Origin of the sequence: Mesorhizobium erdmanii (genome assembly GCF_013170725.1) — a bacterium.
Lineage (GTDB): Bacteria > Pseudomonadota > Alphaproteobacteria > Rhizobiales > Rhizobiaceae > Mesorhizobium > Mesorhizobium erdmanii.
On sequence record NZ_CP033361.1, the window covers coordinates 5,406,757 to 5,425,828 of the forward strand.

The window sequence follows — 19,072 nt, forward strand, 5'->3', positions numbered from 1 at the left end:
CCATGAATGCCATGACCAAAACCCTCCCCGCCACCATGGCCGCCGTGCTGCTCACCGGGCACGGCGGACCGGAAAAGCTCATCTACCGCACCGATGTGAAAGTGCCCGCGCCTGCCTCCGACGAGGTGCTGGTCAAGGTCACCGCTTGCGGCATGAACAACACCGATGTCTGGGTCCGCCAGGGCGCCTATGGCACGGAAGAGGACGCCGCTGCCGTGTCGACCTGGCGGCGACAAGGCAACACGCTGACATTCCCGCGCATCCAGGGTACCGACACGGTCGGCCATGTTGTTGCCGTCGGCGAAGGCATTTCGCCTGATCGTATCGGCGAACGGGTGATGGTCGATTTCTCAATCTACAATCGCGACGACGATTCCCTCGCCGACATCGACTATATGGGCCATGGCCGCGACGGCGGCTATGCCGAGTACCAGACCGTGCCGGCGCAGAATGCGCATGTCGTCGACACCGAGATGAGCGACGTCGAACTCGCTACCTTCTGCTGCGCCTACCTCACCGGCGAACAGATGCTGGAACGCGCCGGCTTGAAGGCCGGCGAGCGCGTGCTGGTCACTGGCGCCTCGGGCGGCGTCGGCTCGGGCATCGTGCAATTGGCGCGGGCGCGCGGCGCCATTCCCTATGCCGTCGTCGGCAAGGGCAAGGAACAGGCGGTGCTCGACATCGGCGCCGAAGCCGTCATCACCCGTGGCGCTGCCGACCTGCCGCGAGCGGTGGCCGAGGCGACAGGCGGCCAGCCGATCGACGTGGTCGCCGACCTCGTCGGTGGCGCGATCTTCAACGACTTGCTTCGTATTCTGAGGCCGGAAGGTCGCTACACCACTGCCGGCGCGATCGCCGGCCCGGTCGTGCGGCTCGATCTCAGGACCATGTATCTGAAGCAGTTGCAACTGCATGGTTCGAGCCAGGGCACGCGCGGCGATTTCCGCCGCATCGTCGGGTATATCGAAGCGAAAAAGATCCGGCCGCTGGTCGGCGGTGTCTACAAGCTCTCAGATTTCCACCGCGCACAGGCCGACTTCGTCGCCAAGGATTTTGTCGGCAAGCTGGTGGTGGTGCCCGACGCCGTCGCGGAGCGGTCAGCGTAAATCCGGGAATCCAGACCTCGCCCTGGCCGCCTTCTCGCCGCTGCCCCAATGGGAATGGCTTGCAGTCATCTCCGCGAGCCGTCACAAACGGCATTGCCCGTTGTCATACCGGTCCGGGCATCTGGTCACGGATACAGGCGAGACATGACAGGCCGAATGATACTGCTCGACGCCAAGCCGCTCGGCGTGGCTGATGTGGCCGAGATCGCACGCCGCAACGCCCGGCTCATGCTGGGCGAGGGGGCGATGCGCCGCATCCGGGCAAGCCGCGCCCTTATCGAGCATCTGACCGGTCTTGGCAAACCGATGTACGGCGTCACGACAGGCCTCGGCGCCTGTGTGGACACACCGCTCGCGCAGGCCGACCTGATCGCCTTCCAGCACAGCGTGCCGCTCAGCCACAGCATGGGCATTGGCCCGGCGCTACCGACCGAGGCGGTCCGGGCGATGATGACCGCGCGCATCTCAGGCATGGCCGCTGGCGGCACCGGAACCTCCGAACGCGTGGTCATGGGCCTGGTGGCGGCTCTCAACGCCGGCGTCCATCCGGTGATCCCGACCTGGGGCTCGATCGGCGCGGCCGACCTTGCCCATCTCGGCCATATGGCAAGGTCGTTGCGCGGCGACGGCGACGCCGAGTTCCAGGGCAGGATCATGCCTTCCGCCGAGGCGCTTGCTCTGGCCGGGCTCGAGCCGCTCGACCTGCGAGAAAAGGACGGCCATGCCATCATCGTCGCCAACAGCCTGTCGACGGGAACTGCGTGCCTGTGTCTCGAAGACGTCGCCCATCTCATCGACTGGGCAATGGCGGCGATCGCCCTCAATTATGAAGCGTTCCGCTCTTCGCTCAGCGCGATCGACGAGCATGCGCTGGCAGCAAGGCCAGCCTTCGGCCAGCGCGAGATCGGCGCGCGGCTGCGCGTGGAGCTGGCGGGAAGCGGCCTGTGGAAGGACAGAGCAGCGCGGCGCCTGCAGGATCCGCTCAGCTATCGCTGCGTACCCCAGGTCTGGGGCGGCCTGCTCAATGCGTTCGAACAGGCGCGGCTCGCCACCGAGATCGAACTGACACATTCAGGCGACAACCCGGTGATCCTGGCCGAGGGCGAACGGGTGGTTTCCAACGGCAATTTCGACCTCACGGCAATGACGCTGGCCTTTGAACAGCTCGGCCAGGCGCTTGCGCATTGCGCGGTCGGCACGGCCAACCGCTGCATGAAGCTTATGTCGCCTGTTATCGCCGACCTGCCGCGCTTCCTGTCGGCCAGGGGCAGCAGCCGCCAGGGCTATGCGGAGCTGCAGAAGCCGCTATCGGCGCTGGAAGCCGAAATCCGGCATCTGGCCAACCCGATGTCCCTCAGCCCGCTCGCTGTTTCGGACGGCATCGAGGACCAGTCGTCGATGGCGCCCAGGGTGGTGGCCAAGACCGCCGAGATCATCGAGCGCATGCGCTATCTCGTGGCCATGGAACTGATCTTCGCCGCGACCGGCGTCGAGTTGCGCGGCGTCGTCGACAGCATGGGCGAAGGACCGCAGCGCACCTTCGCCGCCATACGTGCGCTGGTCAGCCCGCTCGACGACGACCGCGAGATGAGCACCGACATGACACGGGTGGCCCGCATGGTGGCCGGGCCCCGGTACTGAGCCTGGAGGTCCACTTGGCTGGCGCGGGCTCTACAGCGCAGGTCGACTATTGGTACGGACCTCTGAGATTCAGTTTTTCGGCCAGAAGGCAGAAGCGGTCGATCAGCCGAACGAGTTCCTCGCTCTGTTCGGCGACGATTTTGCCCCGCTCGGCGGTCGGCGCGTCCGACAAAGCCTTCCACAGCCGGCTTTGCCGATCGCAGACATCCGCCAACTCGGAACAGTCGCTGGAAGTCAATTTCAAAAGGTGATCCGCCGTCACTGGTCCAATGCCGGGAGGCGTCGTCGCCCCCACGGAAAGATAGCCTGGCGGCACGGTGCCCTTCGCGTTCGTCACCGATTTGCGGCAGATGACATCGAAAAGCTGGTCGACGGCCTGCCTGGCGCCGGCGACGCGCGAGGGATGATCCGTATCGGCCGCGGCATGCGGCAGAAGTTCCAGTTTGTCGCCATGCCTCTCGACGAGGTCGAGATAGGGCAGCATCGGACCGGACAAGCTACCGGTTGAAGCGTCCCTGAACAGGTCGGCATCGGTGGCGGCGTGGCGCACCTGCCCTGCATCCAGCGCGTCGCCAAGCGCCGCGACGTCGACAAGCTCGCCGCGATCGTAATTGACCAGCACCGCGCCCTTGTTCATGCGCGACAGAACCTCCGCGCCGATGAGCCCGGCATTGGCGTAGCGGCCGGTCTGCGCGTCCTGCTTGCCGAGGCCGACATGGACGCTCAGCACGTCGGCTCTATCAGCTGCTTCGACAAGGTCCGGCGCAAAGACAAAGCCCTCGGCCTCTATCCAGTCGCGGTGCCGGGGCCGCGCGTGGATCACCACGCGCATGCCGAAGGCGCGGGCAAGCTTGGCCACCTCGCGGCCGATATTGCCGTAGCCGATGATCGCGATGGTCTTCCCTTCGAGCTTTTCGGTCGGAAAATCGCGCAGTTCCCTGCCGGTGTCGAAGGCGCCGCGCGCCACCCTGTCGTGAAGCAAGTCGACCGGTAGATCCGGCAGCACTTTCAGGATCGCCTTCATCACCATCTGCGCGGTGGCGCGGCTGTTGATGCCCGGCGTGTTCATCAGCACCGCGGTGCCACCCTCGCCGCTGCCGCCGCCCCAGGATCGCGAGCCCATATTGCCGGTGCCGGCGCCGATCCGCACGCCCGCCAGCGGAAAGACGGTCTCGGCGGGCAGGAAGGTGGCGGCGGCAATGACGGCGTCATAGCGCCCGTCGCCGGCGGCTTCGATCAGCTCTTGCCGGCCGCTAAGGTCCGGCTGGTAGAAGAAATGCACCCGGCCTTGCTCGAGCCCCGTTTTGTCGCCAAGAGCAGCTGCGTGGAAGCGTCCGCCCTTGGCCTCGATATGGGCGCGTACTTCGCTCGGGTCGGGTTTGCCGTCGGGTCCGAAGCGCAGGCCGACCAGATCGCATATCAGCACGGTGAAGACGCTTTGCGGGTCGATCGGCTCCACGGCCTGTGTGCTGGTGTTCGCGGTCACGTCGCTTCCCTCATGCGAGAACGGCAGGCCTGCTGCGGCGGCAGCGTGTCCTGAATAGTCAGAACCTATCCGCTCGGAACGGCGTCAGATCGATCGCCGGCGGCAAACCGGTGGCAAGTTGCGACACGATCTTGCCGGTGACGGCGCCGCCAATGAGGCCTTGGTGGCCATGGCCGAAGGCGTAGATGACGTTCCTGGCTCGCGATGCCCGGTCGATGACCGGAATGCTGTCGGGCGTGCCGGGCCGATGCCCCATCCAGCGCGTGACCTCGCCGACCTCCAGCCTTCGGAACATCGGCCGCGCCTGTTTGAGAAGAACGTCCGCCCGGTTCATGTTGGCGGGCGCTTTGAGGCCGGCGAATTCGACGTTGCCGGCGATCCGCAGGCCCTCCTCCATTGGCGATGCGACGAATTTGCGATCGGCCGAAATGGTCTGGATGCGCAGGCCGGTATCGGCCCCCTTGACCATGATGTGGTAGCCACGCTCGCTCTCCAGCGGAATGCGGTCGCCGAGCTCGCGGGCAAGATCGCCCGACCACGCGCCGGCGCATAACACCACCGTTTCGACCGGCATACGCCCGCCGCCTTCCAATCGCAGCGCCGAAGGCCCGCTGGGGGCCATGTCGAAGCCGAGCACTTTTGCCCTGATGAAGCGGGCGCCCTGGCGTGCCGCGTGTTCGGCGAGCTTCGCGACGAGACGGCCGGGATTGGGACACTGTCCCTGTTCGGGCAGGTAAACCGCACTCTTGAAGATCGGCGCCAAAGCCGGTTCGAGCTGACGGATTTCGTCGGCATCGAGGATGTCCACCTTGACGCCATGCTCGCGCCGCAGCCCAAGGCCGTAGGCACCCTTCGACGGTCCGTCGGCCGTCTCATGAACGAAGAGCTGGCCGCGTTTCTGCAGAAGATCCTCGCAGCCGGCGGCCTTGATCAGCGGCTCGTAGCACTCGAATGTATATCGGTGCAGCGAGCGCATTGCCGCCGATATCTCTTCTACGCGCGGTTTGCGGCTGGCCGCAAGAAAACGCAGCAGCCAGGGCAGCGCGTGCGGCAGATAGGCCAGCCGCACGATCAACGGGCCTTCCGGGTCCATCAGCCATTTCGGCACATTGCGAAGCACGCCCGGCATCGCATTCGGGACGCAGGATCCCGGGCAGATGCCGCCGGCATTGCCGAAGGAGCATTGCTCTTCCGAGCCCGGCAGGGCCGGGTCGACCACCTCGACGGCGAACCCCTGCTCGAGCAGGTAATTCGCGGCGCAGACACCGATGATACCGGCGCCGATGACCGTCACCTTGCCGCGCGGCGTGCCTGTCGATGTCATGGCGATCGACCCGTTTTGCCGGTCAGGGTGCGATCGCGCTCGGCGTGCCGGCACGGAAGGCCGGCAGCGACCGCGCCACCATCTGCTGCAGCATGCGGAAGTCGGAGAGATAGGCCATGAAGCGATAGCCCAGCTTGCGCATGTCGACGCCGTAAGCGACCGAGCCGCAATGGATGCCCGGAATGACGCCGGCTTCCTTGCATTTGGCGGCGATGTATTCGATCGCCTCGTAGACGGCCGGATAGCGCGGATCGAAACCGGGCGCCTCGCCCATGGTCACCGCAAGGTCCGATGGACCGACGAAGATGGCATCGAGGTTCGGCGTCTTGAGAATGTCCTCCAGATTTTTGACGGCCTGTTCGCTTTCGATCATCGCCATGGTGATGATGGTATCGTTGGCATGCTGGAAATAGTCGGCGCCGGCATAAAGCGAGGCACGCAGCGGGCCGACGCTGCGGCCGCCCTTGGGGAAATAGCGGCAGGCCTTGACGAAGGCATCCGCTTCCTCGGCGGTGTTGACCATCGGGCAGATGACGCCATAGGCGCCGGCGTCGAGCACCTTGCCGATGATCGCCGGATCGTTCCACGGCACGCGCACCATCGGCGTCGTATCGGTCGTCGAGATCGCCTGCAGCATCGGCACGGCATCGACATAGTCGGTCGCGCCATGCTGTAGGTCGACGGTCAGCGCGTCCCAGCCCTGCTGCGCCATCAGTTCGGCCGAGATCGACGACGGAATGCCGAGCCAGCCCGTTACCACTTCGCCACCGGCGGCCCAGATGTCCTTCACCTTGTTCTTGCGCATAGCTCGAGATCCTTTGCTATTGTCGGGAATTCAAAATCAGGTCCGCCGCTTTTTCAGCGATGGCAATCGTCGTGATGTTGGTGTTGGCGGCGACGATCGTCGGCATGATCGAAGCATCGACGACGCGCAGGCCCTGCACGCCGCGCACGCGGCACTCTGCGTCGAGCACCGCCAGCGGATCCCGGTCATTGCCCATCTTGCAGGTGCCGGAGACATGCCAGCCCGACCATACGGATTGCCTGACCCAGTCGGCGATCAGATCCTCATTGCCGAGCATTGCCTGGATGCGGTCGGTGGTGCCGAACTTTCGTTTGAGCAAGGTCTCGCGGAAGAACGGCGCATAGTCGAAGAGGTACGCGGCGGTCGCGGTCTTGATCCAGTTCGACGGCTTGCGCACACTGAGCGCACGCGCCTCGTCGCTGTAGCCGGCCAGGAACCAGGTGTTGACGTGCTGCTGGACATCAGGCGATTGCATGATCCTGCAGATGCGCTTGAAGCCGTCCACCAGCCGCATCAGGTCGCGGCCATCTGAAGCCAGGTTCAGATCGACGATCGGTTCATCCGTCTGGACCGTCGACTTCAGCGTTACCGTGCCGCGCGAATAGGACTTGTTGACACAGACATTGAGCGCACCCATCGCTTTGCCCAGCGGATGCCAGCCGGCGCGGTTGACCGGCATCAAGAGCATGTCGCCGGGGTGGCAATCCGCGTAATTGGAAGAGTATCTGACGCCGAGGAAGATGTGACGTCGCTGGCCGGGCTTGAGCCGCGCCGATTTCTTGAAATGCGCGCCGACGGCCAGATGCGGATGGTCGGTCAGATTCTCGCCGACGCCGGGGCGATCGGCGACCACTTCGATGCCCAGCCGCTTCAATTGCGCCGCCGGCCCGATGCCGGCCCGAAGTAGGATGGCCGGCGAGTGCAAGGCGCCTGCGGACACGATGGTCTCGCCGGCGCTATAGACCTGCGTCCGGCCTGATATCGTGACCCTGGCGCCAGTGATGCGCGTTCCCTCTGTCACCAGACCTTCGACAAAGGCGTTGGCAAAGATGTGCAGGTTCTTGCGCGTGCGCACCGCGGCGTCCAGATAGCCGACCGCCGTCGAGACGCGGCGGTCGTTCTCGTTCGACAGCGGCAGTGGGAACGAGCCATCCTCGAAACTGCCATTGTAGTCCGGCCGGTAGGGGTATTCGCTTTCCGTCACCTTGAGGACGGATCTGGTGAAGCCGGCCCAGTCCTGCGGGAAAACGCGGCGGATCGGAATCCGGCCGGTCTTGTTGTGAAGATCGCCGTCGAAATCGAGATCGCGTTCGAGCTTCTTGAGGTAGGGCAGCATTCCGTCCCATCCCCAGCCGGCGAGGCCGAGAGCTTCCCATTCGTCATAGTCGTGCGGCAGGCCGCGCACCGCGAACTGGCCGTTGATGCTGGAGCCGCCGCCCATCACCTTGGCCTGTTCGAGCTTGGCGGTCTTGATCACCTGCGCGTTCTGCCTGGGCGATCGGTTGAAGACGCGCAGTTCCGTCCAGTGATACTTCGGGTCGAAATAGGAAAGGCCGGGATAGCTGTCCGCAATCACTTCCGGAACGTCGTCCGGAGGCGTGTCGGGACCGGCCTCGAACAGGGCCACTTGCCTGCCGCCGCTTTCCGAGAGCCGGCTGGCGAGAACGGCGCCCGCCGAGCCGCCGCCGACGATGATGTAATCGAATTGCATGTACTTGCGCTCGCTTAGGCGTAATTGGCCCAGATGGCCTTCTGGCGCAGGAACGCCTCGATGCCGGCACGGCCCATATCCTTGCCGAAGCCGGAGCCCTTGTAGCCGCCGGCCGGATAGGTGAATTCCGGCCCGCGCCCGTGCTGGTTGATCCAGACCATGCCGGCCTCGATCGAATCCGCCGCTTTGAGCGCCTTCTTCAGATCCGTGGTGTGGACGCTGGCGGCAAGCCCGTAGACCGGATGCGCCGCCTGGGCGAGGCCTTCCTCCAGATCGGTGAAGCTGCGCACTGTCAGCACCGGACCAAAGAACTCGTCCTTGAAACCGATATTGTCGTCGGAGACGTTTCCCAGGATCGTCGGCGCATAGAAGCTGCCTTCGTTGCGGCCTTCCAGTACCGTGCCGCCGGTGACGACCGAGGCGTTCTCACCGACGCTGGCGCGGACCATCGTGTCGATGCGTTCGAGCTGCTTGCGGCTGATGATCGGCGCGAAGGTGGTCTTCTCATCCCAGGTCGGTCCTGCCTTGATCGCCTTGGTGCGAGCGATGACGCGCTCGACGAGCTGGTCGGCGATCTTGTCTTCGACGATCAGCCGCGAACCGGCCGTGCAGACCTGGCCGGCATTGTCCATGAAGGCTGCGGCGACACGGCCGGCCACCACATCGATATCCCCGGCATCGGCCAGCACCAGTTGCGGGCTCTTGCCACCGAGTTCGAGCGTGACAGGCTTGATGCCGGACTGGGCGGCAAGCGTCATGATGGCGGCACCCGTCTGCGTCGAACCGGTGAAGGAGATTTTCAGAATGTCGGGATGGCGCACGATCGCCGCTCCCGTCGTATGACCATAACCGTTGACGACATTGAACAGGCCGGCGGGAATGCCGGCCCTGGCGGCAAGCTCCGCCAACGCCAGAAGGCTGTGCGGGGTCAGTTCCGAGGTCTTCATCACAACGGCGTTGCCGGCGGCCAGCGCCGGGGCGAATTTCCAGGCCGCGGTGATCATCGGGAAGTTCCAGGGAACGATCGCGCCGACAATGCCGTAGGGCTCATGCCTGACGATGCTGAGTGTATTCGCCTCGGTCGCGGTGACCGTGCCTTCGACCTTGTCGCAGAACTCGGCGTAGTACCGCACGACGCCAGCGGTACGCACCGCGTCACGCGCAATCGTCATCGAAATCAGCCGGCTCGACCCCATCGCTTCCAGCCGTCCGAGATAGGTCGCATTCTCCTCGATCAACGCGGCGAAACGCATGAGCACGGCGGCCCGGTCACGCGGTGCGACCTTCGCCCAGCGGCTCTGCGCGAGTGCTTTTTTCGCGGCATCGACGGCCTGCTGCACAGCGGCTTCGCCGCCATCGGTGATCACGCCCATCGGCTGGAGATCCGAGGGGCGGAGAACCTCGATCGCCGCGCCAGGCAGTTCAACATACTGGCCGCCGATATGATGGCCGCTGGGAACGGCGATTGTGGCGGGATCGAAACTCAGCGTCATGATGTCTTCCTTTTGCGGCCAACCCGAAGGGGCGTCGACGATGTCCGCTTGACTGTTTGCGTGAAGCGGCGCGCCCTCAGCACGCCTTCTCGGCTTCACGCGCCTCGAGGAACGGGCGAAGCAGGTCCGCCGATTCATGGAAGCGTCCGACAAAACTTTTCAGACGCGGATGTTCGGGATGCAGCAGCACCTTGGCGGGCGGCCCCTGTTCGGCGACCAATCCCTGGTCGAGAAAGACGACCCGATCGGCGACCTCGAAGGCGAAGCCCAATTCGTGGGTGACGATCACCATGGTCATGCCGCTCCTGGCCAGTTCGACCATCGCCTTCATGACTTCGCCGACCAGTTCGGGATCGAGCGCCGAGGTCGGCTCATCGAACAGCATCACCTTCGGCTGCATGGCCATGGCTCTCGCAATGGCGACGCGCTGCTGCTGACCACCGGAAAGCTGGCGCGGATATTTCTCCACGTGCTGCGCCAGCCCCATGAGATCCAGCAACTGAAGCGCCTTCTGCCGCGCCTGCTCCTTGGGCTCCTTCTTGACGATGACCGGGCCTTCCATGACGTTCTCAAGCGCCGTCATGTGCGGGAACAGATTGAACTGCTGGAAGACCATGCCGGTCTTGGACCGGATGCGGTTGACCTCCTGAGCCGGTATCTGGGCGCCCTTGCCATCGGCCTGCCTGTCGAACAGCGTCTCGTCGTCGATGACGATGCTGCCGCTGGTCGGCACATTGAGCAGGTTGATGCAGCGCAGCAGCGACGTCTTGCCCGATCCGCTGGCACCGATCAGCACGACCACCTCTCCTTCGACGACCGAGAGATCGATGCCGTTCAGCACGCGCTTGTCGCCGAACTTGAGACAGATGCCGTCCAGCCGCAGGACAGGCTTGTCGCTCTTGTCCGTCACGGCGCCTGCTTGCCTGGCGATTGCGTCACTGGCGCTCATTTCAAGCTCCCGCTCTTTTCGAGTTTCCGGGACAGCAGCGTCAGCGGCACCAGGATGATCAGGAAGATGACGCCGACGGCGGTGTAAACTTCCATCGGCCGATAGGTAAAGCTCGAGATGTAGCTCGCCTGATAGAGAAGGTCGGGAACCGTTATCATCGACAAAAGCGTGGTGTTCTTCATCTGGATGATCGACTGGCCGGCGAGCGGCGGGATCATCTTGCGGAAGGCCTGCGGCAGGATGATGCGGCGCATGCGCTGGCCATAGGACATGCCGATGGCGGTCGCCGCATCCGTCTGGCCGGGGTCGACCGACTGGACGCCGGCGCGCAGGATTTCAGCATAGAAGGAGCCGACATAGCAGCTCAGCCCGATGAAGCCGGCCCAGAATTTGGTGACATTGATGCCGGCGAAGATCGGGAAGGCGTAGTAGACCCACAACAGCGTGACGAGCAGCGGAATGTTGCGGAAGAACTCGACATAGACCTGGCCGAGGATGACCAGCGGCTTGAATGTGCTGAGCTGGATAAGCCCGATGAACAGGCCGATCAGCATGCCGGCACCGATGGTGATGACGGTGAAGTAGAGCGTCATCAGCAGGCCCTGCCAGAGCAGCCCGATATTGTTGGTTATGACCGTATAGTCGAACATGGCGTCCTCACTGGTTCGATGCACGTCCAGTGGTGGCCCGACCGCCGCGCTGGGCGGCGGTCAGGCTGTTGCGATCAGAAGGAGAAACCGGCCGGGAGGATCGACAGGTCGATGCCGCGGGCTTCCCAGGAGCGGGCAAGCTTGCCCTGGGCGAGGCCGAGCGAACGTTCCTGCAGGATCCAGTTGGTCAGGAAGTTGATGAAGCCGGCATTGCCCGGCTTACGGGCGACGGCCAGCGTTGCCGGATTGCGCAGGATCGGCTCAGGCAACGAGACATTGCCGATCTTCTGGTTGGTGATCTGCAGCGCATCGAAAATGGAAAGCACGACGCCGTCGGCGCGGCCGGCCTGCAACTCCATCAGCGCCAGGCCGCGATCTTCCACCGGCGTGATCTTGGCCTTCGGCAGCAGCGCTTCGGCGACCACCTGCATGGTGCTGCCCTTCTGCACGACGACAGTCTTGTCGGGCGAATTGAGCTCGGCCCAGGTCTTGACCGGCTTGCCGGGAGGCGTCAGCACGGCCCAGGCATCGGTGAACAGCGGTTCCCACAGATAGTCGACGACGAGACCGCGCTTCGGGTTCGGATTGACGCCGATGGCGATGTCGATCTTGTTGGACTGGAAGTCGGCAGCCAGATTGCCCCAGGTCGTCTCGACAGGCTCGAGCTTGACGCCGAGTTGGGTGGCGATCTCGCCGAGGAATTCGTAGTAGAAGCCGCTCCACTGCCCGGTGGCCGGATCCTTGATGTAGCCTGGCTCCTCGCCGGTCATCACCGGAACCTTGAGCACGCCGCTGGCGCGGATCTGATCGATGACGGCGGATGGATTGTCGTCCGCGTATGCGGCGATTGGTGCGGTGAGCAGGCCGAAGCCAATGGTCAAAGCGGCCATGAGCGTACGCATCACTGTGAATTTCATGTCATTCCCCTTTCTGAGTTTTTTGGTGATTACCGGGCTAGAAATCCCTTCGAGAGAGGGTCGCTCTTCTCGAAGTAGATTGTCTGGGTCGAGGTGATGAAAGCGGAGCCCTCGATCTCGATGATCATCGCCTCGCGGCCTTGCGCCTCGACGCGCCGTTGCAGGCGCGCCTCGAACGGAATGCCGAAGATGTTGCTTGCGTGATAAGTCTGGCCGGGGCTGATCAGCCCCTTCTCGAGCAGCGCGGTCAGGCGCGCCGACGTGCCGGTGCCGCAAGGCGAGCGGTCGTACTTGTTGGATTCCAGGACAAGAAAATGCGTCGCTGAAGTCTCGCTGTCGGCATCGTAAAAAAGCACGCTCGGCGCGGCCGCACCGGCCAGCAGCGGCAGGTCCTTCGTCGCTGCCTTGATCGCGTCCTTGATCCTGGCGCCGGCCTGCATCAGGGCCGACGCATTGTCCGGGACCAGCTTGAAGCCAAGTGGCGCGGCGTCCACCAACGCGTACCACATACCGGCGTAGACGATGGCGGCATCAATGTTGCCGATATCTTCGACGGCAACGCTGATGTGCTCCAGCCCGACATAGCTCGGGACATTGGCGATCCGCACACGCTCCAGCGTGCCGTCTTCGTTCCAGATCAGATGAACGGTCACCACTCCGGCCGGCGTTTCCAGCGTGAAGCTGTCACCGGTTTCGGCGGAGATCTGGCCTGTGAAGGCCAGCGTCCTGGCAAGACCGATCGTGCCGTGACCGCACATGTCGAGATAGACATAGGACGAGATGAAAAAGGCACCATAGTCGGCGACCTCCGAGGCCACCGGCACGAGACCGACCATGGCGGCATGACCGCGCGGCTCATGCAGCAATGCCGGACGAAGATGGTCGAAGTGCTGGCGAAAATGGTCCCGCTTGTCCCGCACGCTGGAGCCGAAAAGCTTCGGAACGCCGCTCAAGATGACCCGTGTGGGATGGCCGGCCGTGTGGGAATCGATGACGCTGAACGCCGAGGCGAAGCTGGACACGACCTAGCCCTCTCCGAAGGCATCGCGAATGCCGGCCCGCATGCTCTGCCAGATTTCCCGGATGAGGTTTTCGGTCATCGCCTTGGCGCTTTCGCCATCGCCGGCGGTGATCGCATCGTAGATGCGGGCCGTGTCGTCGAGCGACAGCTGGATGATCTTGGGATCCTGCTCGTAGGCATGATAGCGATAGCGCAAGGCCTGCTTTTCCAGCCCACCGAGCAGGCGCGTCAGCGTCTTGTTGCCGGCCAATGTGTAGGTCAGGAATGAGCCGCGCACGTCGACGATGAAGAACTGCCGCGCATCGTTCCTGGCCTGGGCCTGTTTCAGCTCCGACAAAAGGTTCTTGAACTCGGCCTTCTTCTCGATGTCGGCGGATTCGGCCGCTTGCTTGGCCACCAGCCCTTCGAGTTCGATGCGGCAGGTGTAGACCTCGTCGAAATCGCGCTGCGACATCGGCGAAACCCAGATGCCGCGCCTGGCCTCACGCATCACCAGACCGTCGCGCTCAAGGAGCCGGAGCGCCTCGCGCACCGGCGACCGGCTGACGCCGTAGCGCGCGGCGACCATTTCCTCGGTCAAGCGCTCCCGCGACTTGAGGCGGCCGAAGATGATCTCTTCCTCGAGCATCTCGGCGAGATTCTCTGGGATGGCGACCGACAATTTCTGGATGCGCGCTAAAATCATGTCGACACCATACTGTATACAATGTACAGGTCAAGCCATCGCGGAAACTTTCTTGTGACGTGCAATCTGCCGGCGGCCTTTCGCGAGCCGCCGGGCCGGAAAGGGCCAAGACATGTATCCAGAGACGATCGAGCTGTTGATTGACGGCGTGTGGTGCCAAGGGTCGGACGGCAAGTCCGAACCCTTGATCAATCCCGCCACCGAGGAAGTGCTGGCGACCGTGCCGCATGCCACGGAAGCCGACCTCGACCGTGCTCTCGCGGCCTCGCTCAAGGGCTTCAAGCTGTGGAAGACGATGACCGCGATGCAGCGCTGGGCGATCATGGACAAGGCCGCAGACCTGATCGAGCAGCGCAAGGGCACCATCGCCCGCATCCTGACGATGGAGAACGGCAAGGCACTAGCCGAGGCCACCGGCGAGGTGCAGTTCGCGGCGGACGCGACCCGCTGGTACGCCGAGGAGGGTAAGCGCGCCTATGGCCGCATCGTCCCTGCCCGGCTGCCCGGCGTGCGGCAGATGGTGTTCAAGGAACCTGTCGGCCCGGTCGTCGCCTTCGCCGCCTGGAACTTTCCGGCCAGCAATGTCATCCGCAAGATCTCGGGCGCTCTCGGCGCCGGTTGCTCGATCATCCTGAAGCCGGCGGAAGAAACGCCGGGAACCGCCGTCGCCATCGCCCGTTGCTTCCAGGACGCCGGGCTGCCGGCCGGCGTGCTCAACATCGTGTTCGGCGAGCCGGCCAAGGTCTCGTCCTATCTGATCGCCTCGCCGATCCCGAAGAAAGTCTCGCTGACTGGTTCGACGGCGGTTGGAAAGCTGTTGCAGAAACAGGCGGCTGACACGCTGAAGCGTTGCACCATGGAGCTTGGCGGCCACGCCCCCGTGATCGTCCATGAGGACGCCGATCTCGACAGGACGCTGGACACGGTCGTCGCCTTCAAGTTCCGTAATGCCGGCCAGGTCTGTACCTCGCCGACCCGCTTCTATGTGCATGAGGCCGTCTACGACCGCTTCATCGACGGCTTTGCCACGCGCGCCGAAAAGCTCAAGATCGGCGACGGCCTCGACGCAAACGTGCAGATGGGCCCGATGATCGCGCCGCGGCGGCTCGACGCCATGGACGGTTTCGTCAGCGATGCAACGGCGAAAGGAGCAACCGTCGTCACTGGCGGCAAGCGGGTCGGCAACAAGGGCTATTTCTACGCGCCGACATTGCTGAAGGACGTGCCGGACACCGCGCGAATCATGTCCGAAGAGCCGTTCGGGCCGATCGCGCCGACCACCACATTCTCGACCTTCGACGACATGATAGAGCGTGCGAACGCGCTGCCTTACGGTCTCGCTTCCTTCGTCTTCACCCGCAATCTCAGCCTTGCCCAGAAGACCGAGGCGGCGCTGGAAGCTGGCATGGTCGGCGTCAACCACATGATGGTGTCGACACCGGAAACGCCGTTCGGCGGCGTCAACGAATCCGGCTATGGCTCGGAGAGCGGCATCGAAGGGCTCGACGCCTATCTGCGGACGAAGTTCGTGACCGAGATGTAGCGACGGCAGACTTGTGATCACCGACGGGCAAAGGCAGCCCGGTTCTAGAGACTGGGTCCCAACTCGAGCGAGCTGCCGTCGCTGAACCGGGATTGCCGGAACCTGTGAAGGTTGTGCCCGATCTCGTTGCCCTGGACGAGGTCGGAGACGACGCGGCCCATCCCGGGTCCGATGCCGAAGCCGTGACCACTCATCCCGGTGGCGATGACGAGGCCGGGAATCTCGGCGGCACGATCGACGATCGGGACGACGTCCGGCATCGCGTCGATCATGCCCGCCCAGCTCTTCTTGAGGGGCACTGTCTCGAATTGCGGGAAAAGTGCCCTGAATTCGCGGTCCATATCGCGCAGCGCCGAGGCCTTCGGGGCAGGATTGAGGATGCGCATCCGTTCGAACGGGCTCTGCTCGTCGGCGTTCCACCGGCGTGGAGTCGACCAGCTGTCGGGATAGCCGCGCGGTGCGGCAGGCAGATAGTGGGTGCCAAAAGGATTGGCCATCAGCGCGGGCAGGTATTTGGTCGCATGACGAAACGCGTCAGGCCCGACATAGAGCTGACTGGCGCCTCCCGATGCCAGCGTGTAACCGCCATCATGCCTGCGCCGGAATGCGATATGTTCGTCGGCGACGGCACCCGAATGGATCTCGGGCATGGGTGCGGTCGCGGCGACGGTCGCCCTGACGCTGAGTTGCGGGATGGAGACACCGTGAGCGCGCAGGAAGAGCGACGTCCACGCCCCACTCGCCACGACAGCATTCGAGGTGGCGATACGGCCCTGCTCGGTCCAGACGCCGCTGATGCGTCCAGCCGCTGTATCGAGCATGCGCGCCGCACAATTCTCGATGATGGTGACACCGTGCCGGGCGGCCAAGCGGGCAAGCGCGGGCACAGCGACCCAGGGTTCGGCGCGCATGTCCGATGGGGTGGTCATTGCGCCCTTGAAGGTGCGCGACATGGCCGGGATCAGCTTGGCTGTTCCGCCTTGGTCAAGCAGGCGGGTATCGACGCCGTGCATCTCTGCGATCTTCAGGAACTTGGCGAACCGGGCCATCTCCTTGTCCGTTCGCGCAAGATAGGTAACGCCCGTCTGCTTCAGCCCGATGTCCTGGCCGCATTCCTCGGCGAGTTGACGCCAGAGGCGTTGCGCTTCGATCACGATCGGCAGTTCAGCGGCATCGCGACCCTGCTGCCGGATCCAGCCCCAGTTCCGCGACGATTGCTCGCAGGCAATGCGACCCTTTTCCAGCAAGGTCACCGAAATTTTGCGTCGCGCCAGGAACAAGGCGGTGGTCACGCCGATGACGCCACCACCGATGACCACAACCTCCGAAGCCTTCGGCAGTGGCGCTTGAAACTGGATCGGCATGGCTTCGGTGAAGGGAAAACTTGTCAAGGAAGACTAACCTCTCGGTGTTCCACGGCGGCGCCGGCCTTGCCGCCGGACTGGCGGCCTGGATGGAATATCGGCGATGCGTGACAGAACTGATAGTCCCTCCAGGCTGGGTCGAGCTGGAGAATCCGCGCGTCAATGCCGTGAATTGTTTATGCCAGCAAATGTCGTCCCGGCACCCATTCGGGCGACAAGGCCGCAAACGTCCGGCGACCGATAGCGGCACGGCCTGTCAGGCACAGTGCGATGGCGCCATTGGCCCCTTGAAGGGTCAAGTCGGACACGCGTAACATCGCCTCATCAGAACTGAGTCTGCTTCATTCGTCCGGGCTAATGTCCGGATTGGACTGGATATTTTCCTTGCCTACGGATGCAACCAGCGGCGCGGCCAAGCGCGGCAAATCGTTTGCCCATGTGGCGGAAGCTTCCTGGGGCAAGGGGCTCAGCACGTTGCTGCGTATCGTGCGCATGACGCTGCGCCATCCCTGGCAGGTCGCCATCACCCTCGTCTCGACCTTCATCGCCGCGACGCTGCAGCTTTTCATCCCCCGCCTGCTGGGACGCGCCATCGACCAGGCGCAAGGCGTGATGGCTGCCGGTGCCAGCACGGCGGCGGAGCAGGCGCTGTGGCATACGGCGCTCACACTGCTGGTCGTCAGCATCCTGCGCGGCCTCTTCACCATGGCGCAGAATTATTACGGTGAGGCCGTCGGCCATCGGACCGGTTATGAATTGCGCCTAGCCTTCTACGAGAAGATCCAGCGGCTGAGCTACGCCTATCACGACAAGGTCCATACCGGCGACCTGATCACGCTCGGACTGCTCGATCTCGACGGTGTGCGCATGTTCTTCTCCACCGGCATCCTGCGCGTGGTCCTGCTCAGCGTGCTGATTGGCGTCGGCGCCTATCTCCTGATCAGCACCGATCTTGTACTCGGGCTGCTCAGCCTCAGCTTCGTACCGTTCGTCGCCTGGCGCTCCTCGGTGACCCAGCTCAAATTGCGCAGCACCTGGCTGACGCTGCAGGAACGTTTGTCGGTGCTGAGCCGGGTGATGGACGAGAATCTCGGCGGCATCCGGGTCGTGCGGGCCTTCGCGGCGCAACGCCATGAGCTCAAAAAATTCGACCGCGCCAAGCGGGATGCGCTGGAGCTGGCCAATGAGCGCGTCGACATCCGCGTCTCCAACACCAGCGCCATGAATTTTTCGTTCCTGGCGGCCATGGGGCTGGTGCTCTGGTTCGGCGGCCAGAAGGTGATCGCGGGCCAGATCAGCGTCGGCACGCTGGCGCAGTTTCTCACCTTCATGACCATCCTGCAGATGCCGGTGCGCCAGCTCGGCCTGATGGTCAACTCGTTCGCCCGAGCCTCGACCTGCGGAACGCGGCTGTTCGAGCTGCTCGACACCGAGCTCGACATCAAGGACGCGCCTGATGCCAAGGAACTCGTCATCACCGAGGGCGTTCTGCGCTTCGACAATGTCGGCTTCCGCTATGAGGGCGCGGGCGACCGTCCGACCCTGTCGGGCATCTCCTTCGAGGCCAAGCCCGGCGAGACAATAGGCATTGTCGGCCCGCCCGGCAGCGGCAAGTCCACCATCGCGCATCTGATCCCGCGCTTCTACGACGTCACGTTAGGCGCGATCACCATCGACGGACAGGACATCCGCGGGGTGACGCTGCAATCGCTGCGCAAGCTGGTCGGCGTCGTGCAGCAGGATGCATTCCTGTTCACCACCTCGATCGAAAACAACATCGCCTATGGCAACCCGTGGGCTCGCGAGAACCGGATTGGGCAGGCCGCCGAATATGCGCAGCTCCACAACTATATTATCGGGCTTCCGGCCGGTTACACCACGGTTGTCGGCGAACGCGGCGCCTCGCTTTCCGGCGGCCAGCGCCAGCGCCTGACCATCGCGCGCAGCCTGATGCTGCGGCCATCGGTTCTGGTCTTCGACGATTCGACCGCGGCCATCGATGCCGGCACCGAGCAGCGCATCCGGGCGGCGATGAAGCGCTTCGCCAGGGATCGCGTCACGCTGATCATCTCGCACCGGCTGAGTTCGCTGATGCATGCCGACCAGATCCTGTTCGTCGAGGGCGGCCGCATCGTCGAGCGGGGCACGCATGAGGAGTTGCTGGCGCTCGGTGGTCGCTACCGCGCGCTTTACGACCTGCAGCTGCGGCCGGACGACGACCGGCTCGAGGGAGCCGAATGGCGAATATCATGAGCTTTAGCTTTGTCGCATCCCGCGCAGCTGTCCTGATCGCATGCGTTCTATCTGACATATGGCTTATAAATTTTTGTATATCCGTAGTTTATCCCGCGATATATTCTGGAATATTCCCCGCTCG

The 19,072-nt window shown here is 63.9% G+C and carries 15 protein-coding genes; 4 read left to right on the forward strand and 11 right to left on the reverse strand.

The window, feature by feature from the left end; genetic code table 11:
• Positions 1–2 precede the first annotated feature (2 nt).
• Together EB233_RS26310 and EB233_RS26315 are read left to right on the forward strand one after the other, a co-directional pair.
• On the forward strand, positions 3–1,106 hold the full coding sequence (locus EB233_RS26310; RefSeq protein WP_064987893.1) for an alcohol dehydrogenase family protein: 1,104 nt from the start codon (positions 3–5) through the stop codon (positions 1,104–1,106).
• A 144-nt stretch (positions 1,107–1,250) separates the two neighbouring features.
• Positions 1,251–2,747: an HAL/PAL/TAL family ammonia-lyase gene (locus EB233_RS26315; protein WP_064987892.1), complete on the forward strand. Its 1,497-nt coding sequence runs from the start codon at positions 1,251–1,253 to the stop codon at positions 2,745–2,747.
• Between the two features lie 46 nt (positions 2,748–2,793).
• On the opposite strand, the gene EB233_RS26320 is transcribed toward EB233_RS26315, so the two are convergent.
• The 10 genes from EB233_RS26320 to EB233_RS26365 all read right to left on the reverse strand — a co-directional run bounded on the left by EB233_RS26320 (position 2,794) and on the right by EB233_RS26365 (position 13,788).
• Positions 2,794–4,233 carry an NAD(P)-dependent oxidoreductase gene (locus EB233_RS26320; RefSeq protein ID WP_064987891.1) on the reverse strand — a complete coding sequence of 480 codons (1,440 nt, stop codon included), beginning with the start codon at positions 4,231–4,233 and terminating at the stop codon, positions 2,794–2,796.
• Positions 4,234–4,291: 58 nt separating this feature from the next.
• Entirely contained in the window at positions 4,292–5,557 is a 1,266-nt protein-coding gene (locus EB233_RS26325; protein WP_064987890.1) for an NAD(P)/FAD-dependent oxidoreductase, read from the reverse strand.
• 22 nt (positions 5,558–5,579) lie between these two features.
• A complete protein-coding gene (locus EB233_RS26330) occupies positions 5,580–6,362 on the reverse strand; it encodes an HpcH/HpaI aldolase family protein (RefSeq protein WP_064987889.1) in 783 nt (260 codons plus the stop codon).
• A gap of 16 nt (positions 6,363–6,378) precedes the next feature.
• Positions 6,379–8,073 carry a GMC family oxidoreductase gene (locus EB233_RS26335; protein WP_064987888.1) on the reverse strand — a complete coding sequence of 565 codons (1,695 nt, stop codon included), beginning with the start codon at positions 8,071–8,073 and terminating at the stop codon, positions 6,379–6,381.
• Positions 8,074–8,087: 14 nt separating this feature from the next.
• The gene (locus tag EB233_RS26340; protein ID WP_064987887.1) at positions 8,088–9,566 is read right to left on the reverse strand and encodes an aldehyde dehydrogenase family protein; all 1,479 of its coding nucleotides are present in this window, start codon (positions 9,564–9,566) and stop codon (positions 8,088–8,090) included.
• Between the two features lie 76 nt (positions 9,567–9,642).
• Positions 9,643–10,515, reverse strand: a complete 873-nt coding sequence (locus EB233_RS26345) for an amino acid ABC transporter ATP-binding protein (protein WP_064987886.1) — start codon at positions 10,513–10,515, stop codon at positions 9,643–9,645.
• Positions 10,512–11,165: an amino acid ABC transporter permease gene (locus tag EB233_RS26350; protein ID WP_027055984.1), complete on the reverse strand. Its 654-nt coding sequence runs from the start codon at positions 11,163–11,165 to the stop codon at positions 10,512–10,514. The genes EB233_RS26345 and EB233_RS26350 overlap by 4 nt, the downstream gene beginning before the upstream one ends.
• Before the next feature lie 74 nt (positions 11,166–11,239).
• Positions 11,240–12,082, reverse strand: a complete 843-nt coding sequence (locus EB233_RS26355) for a transporter substrate-binding domain-containing protein (protein WP_064987885.1) — start codon at positions 12,080–12,082, stop codon at positions 11,240–11,242.
• A 29-nt stretch (positions 12,083–12,111) separates the two neighbouring features.
• Entirely contained in the window at positions 12,112–13,104 is a 993-nt protein-coding gene (locus tag EB233_RS26360; RefSeq protein WP_027055986.1) for a proline racemase family protein, read from the reverse strand.
• A 3-nt stretch (positions 13,105–13,107) separates the two neighbouring features.
• The gene (locus EB233_RS26365; RefSeq protein WP_064987884.1) at positions 13,108–13,788 is read right to left on the reverse strand and encodes a GntR family transcriptional regulator; all 681 of its coding nucleotides are present in this window, start codon (positions 13,786–13,788) and stop codon (positions 13,108–13,110) included.
• A 112-nt stretch (positions 13,789–13,900) separates the two neighbouring features.
• Between EB233_RS26365 and EB233_RS26370 the strand changes: the two genes are divergently transcribed.
• Complete coding sequence (locus EB233_RS26370; protein WP_064987883.1) at positions 13,901–15,331, forward strand: NAD-dependent succinate-semialdehyde dehydrogenase; 1,431 nt, start codon at positions 13,901–13,903, stop codon at positions 15,329–15,331.
• A gap of 44 nt (positions 15,332–15,375) precedes the next feature.
• On the opposite strand, the gene EB233_RS26375 is transcribed toward EB233_RS26370, so the two are convergent.
• Positions 15,376–16,722: an NAD(P)/FAD-dependent oxidoreductase gene (locus EB233_RS26375; protein ID WP_064987882.1), complete on the reverse strand. Its 1,347-nt coding sequence runs from the start codon at positions 16,720–16,722 to the stop codon at positions 15,376–15,378.
• A gap of 330 nt (positions 16,723–17,052) precedes the next feature.
• On the opposite strand from EB233_RS26375, the gene EB233_RS26380 reads away from it, so the two are divergent.
• Entirely contained in the window at positions 17,053–18,948 is a 1,896-nt protein-coding gene (locus EB233_RS26380; protein ID WP_425487717.1) for an ABC transporter ATP-binding protein, read from the forward strand.
• Positions 18,949–19,072: the final 124 nt, after the last annotated feature.

Bases quoted from the DNA above. Each gene is read 5' to 3' on its own strand.
- EB233_RS26340 (WP_064987887.1), bottom strand. From the start codon at position 9,566: ATGACGCTGAGTTTCGATCCCGCCACAATCGCCGTTCCCAGCGGCCAT.
- EB233_RS26310 (WP_064987893.1), top strand. From the start codon at position 3: ATGAATGCCATGACCAAAACCCTCCCCGCCACCATGGCCGCCGTGCTG.
- EB233_RS26325 (WP_064987890.1), bottom strand. From the start codon at position 5,557: ATGACATCGACAGGCACGCCGCGCGGCAAGGTGACGGTCATCGGCGCC.
- EB233_RS26330 (WP_064987889.1), bottom strand. From the start codon at position 6,362: ATGCGCAAGAACAAGGTGAAGGACATCTGGGCCGCCGGTGGCGAAGTG.
- EB233_RS26345 (WP_064987886.1), bottom strand. From the start codon at position 10,515: ATGAGCGCCAGTGACGCAATCGCCAGGCAAGCAGGCGCCGTGACGGAC.
- EB233_RS26315 (WP_064987892.1), top strand. From the start codon at position 1,251: ATGACAGGCCGAATGATACTGCTCGACGCCAAGCCGCTCGGCGTGGCT.
- EB233_RS26380 (WP_425487717.1), top strand. From the start codon at position 17,053: ATGTCCGGATTGGACTGGATATTTTCCTTGCCTACGGATGCAACCAGC.
- EB233_RS26350 (WP_027055984.1), bottom strand. From the start codon at position 11,165: ATGTTCGACTATACGGTCATAACCAACAATATCGGGCTGCTCTGGCAG.
- EB233_RS26370 (WP_064987883.1), top strand. From the start codon at position 13,901: ATGTATCCAGAGACGATCGAGCTGTTGATTGACGGCGTGTGGTGCCAA.
- EB233_RS26335 (WP_064987888.1), bottom strand. From the start codon at position 8,073: ATGCAATTCGATTACATCATCGTCGGCGGCGGCTCGGCGGGCGCCGTT.
- EB233_RS26365 (WP_064987884.1), bottom strand. From the start codon at position 13,788: ATGATTTTAGCGCGCATCCAGAAATTGTCGGTCGCCATCCCAGAGAAT.
- EB233_RS26355 (WP_064987885.1), bottom strand. From the start codon at position 12,082: ATGAAATTCACAGTGATGCGTACGCTCATGGCCGCTTTGACCATTGGC.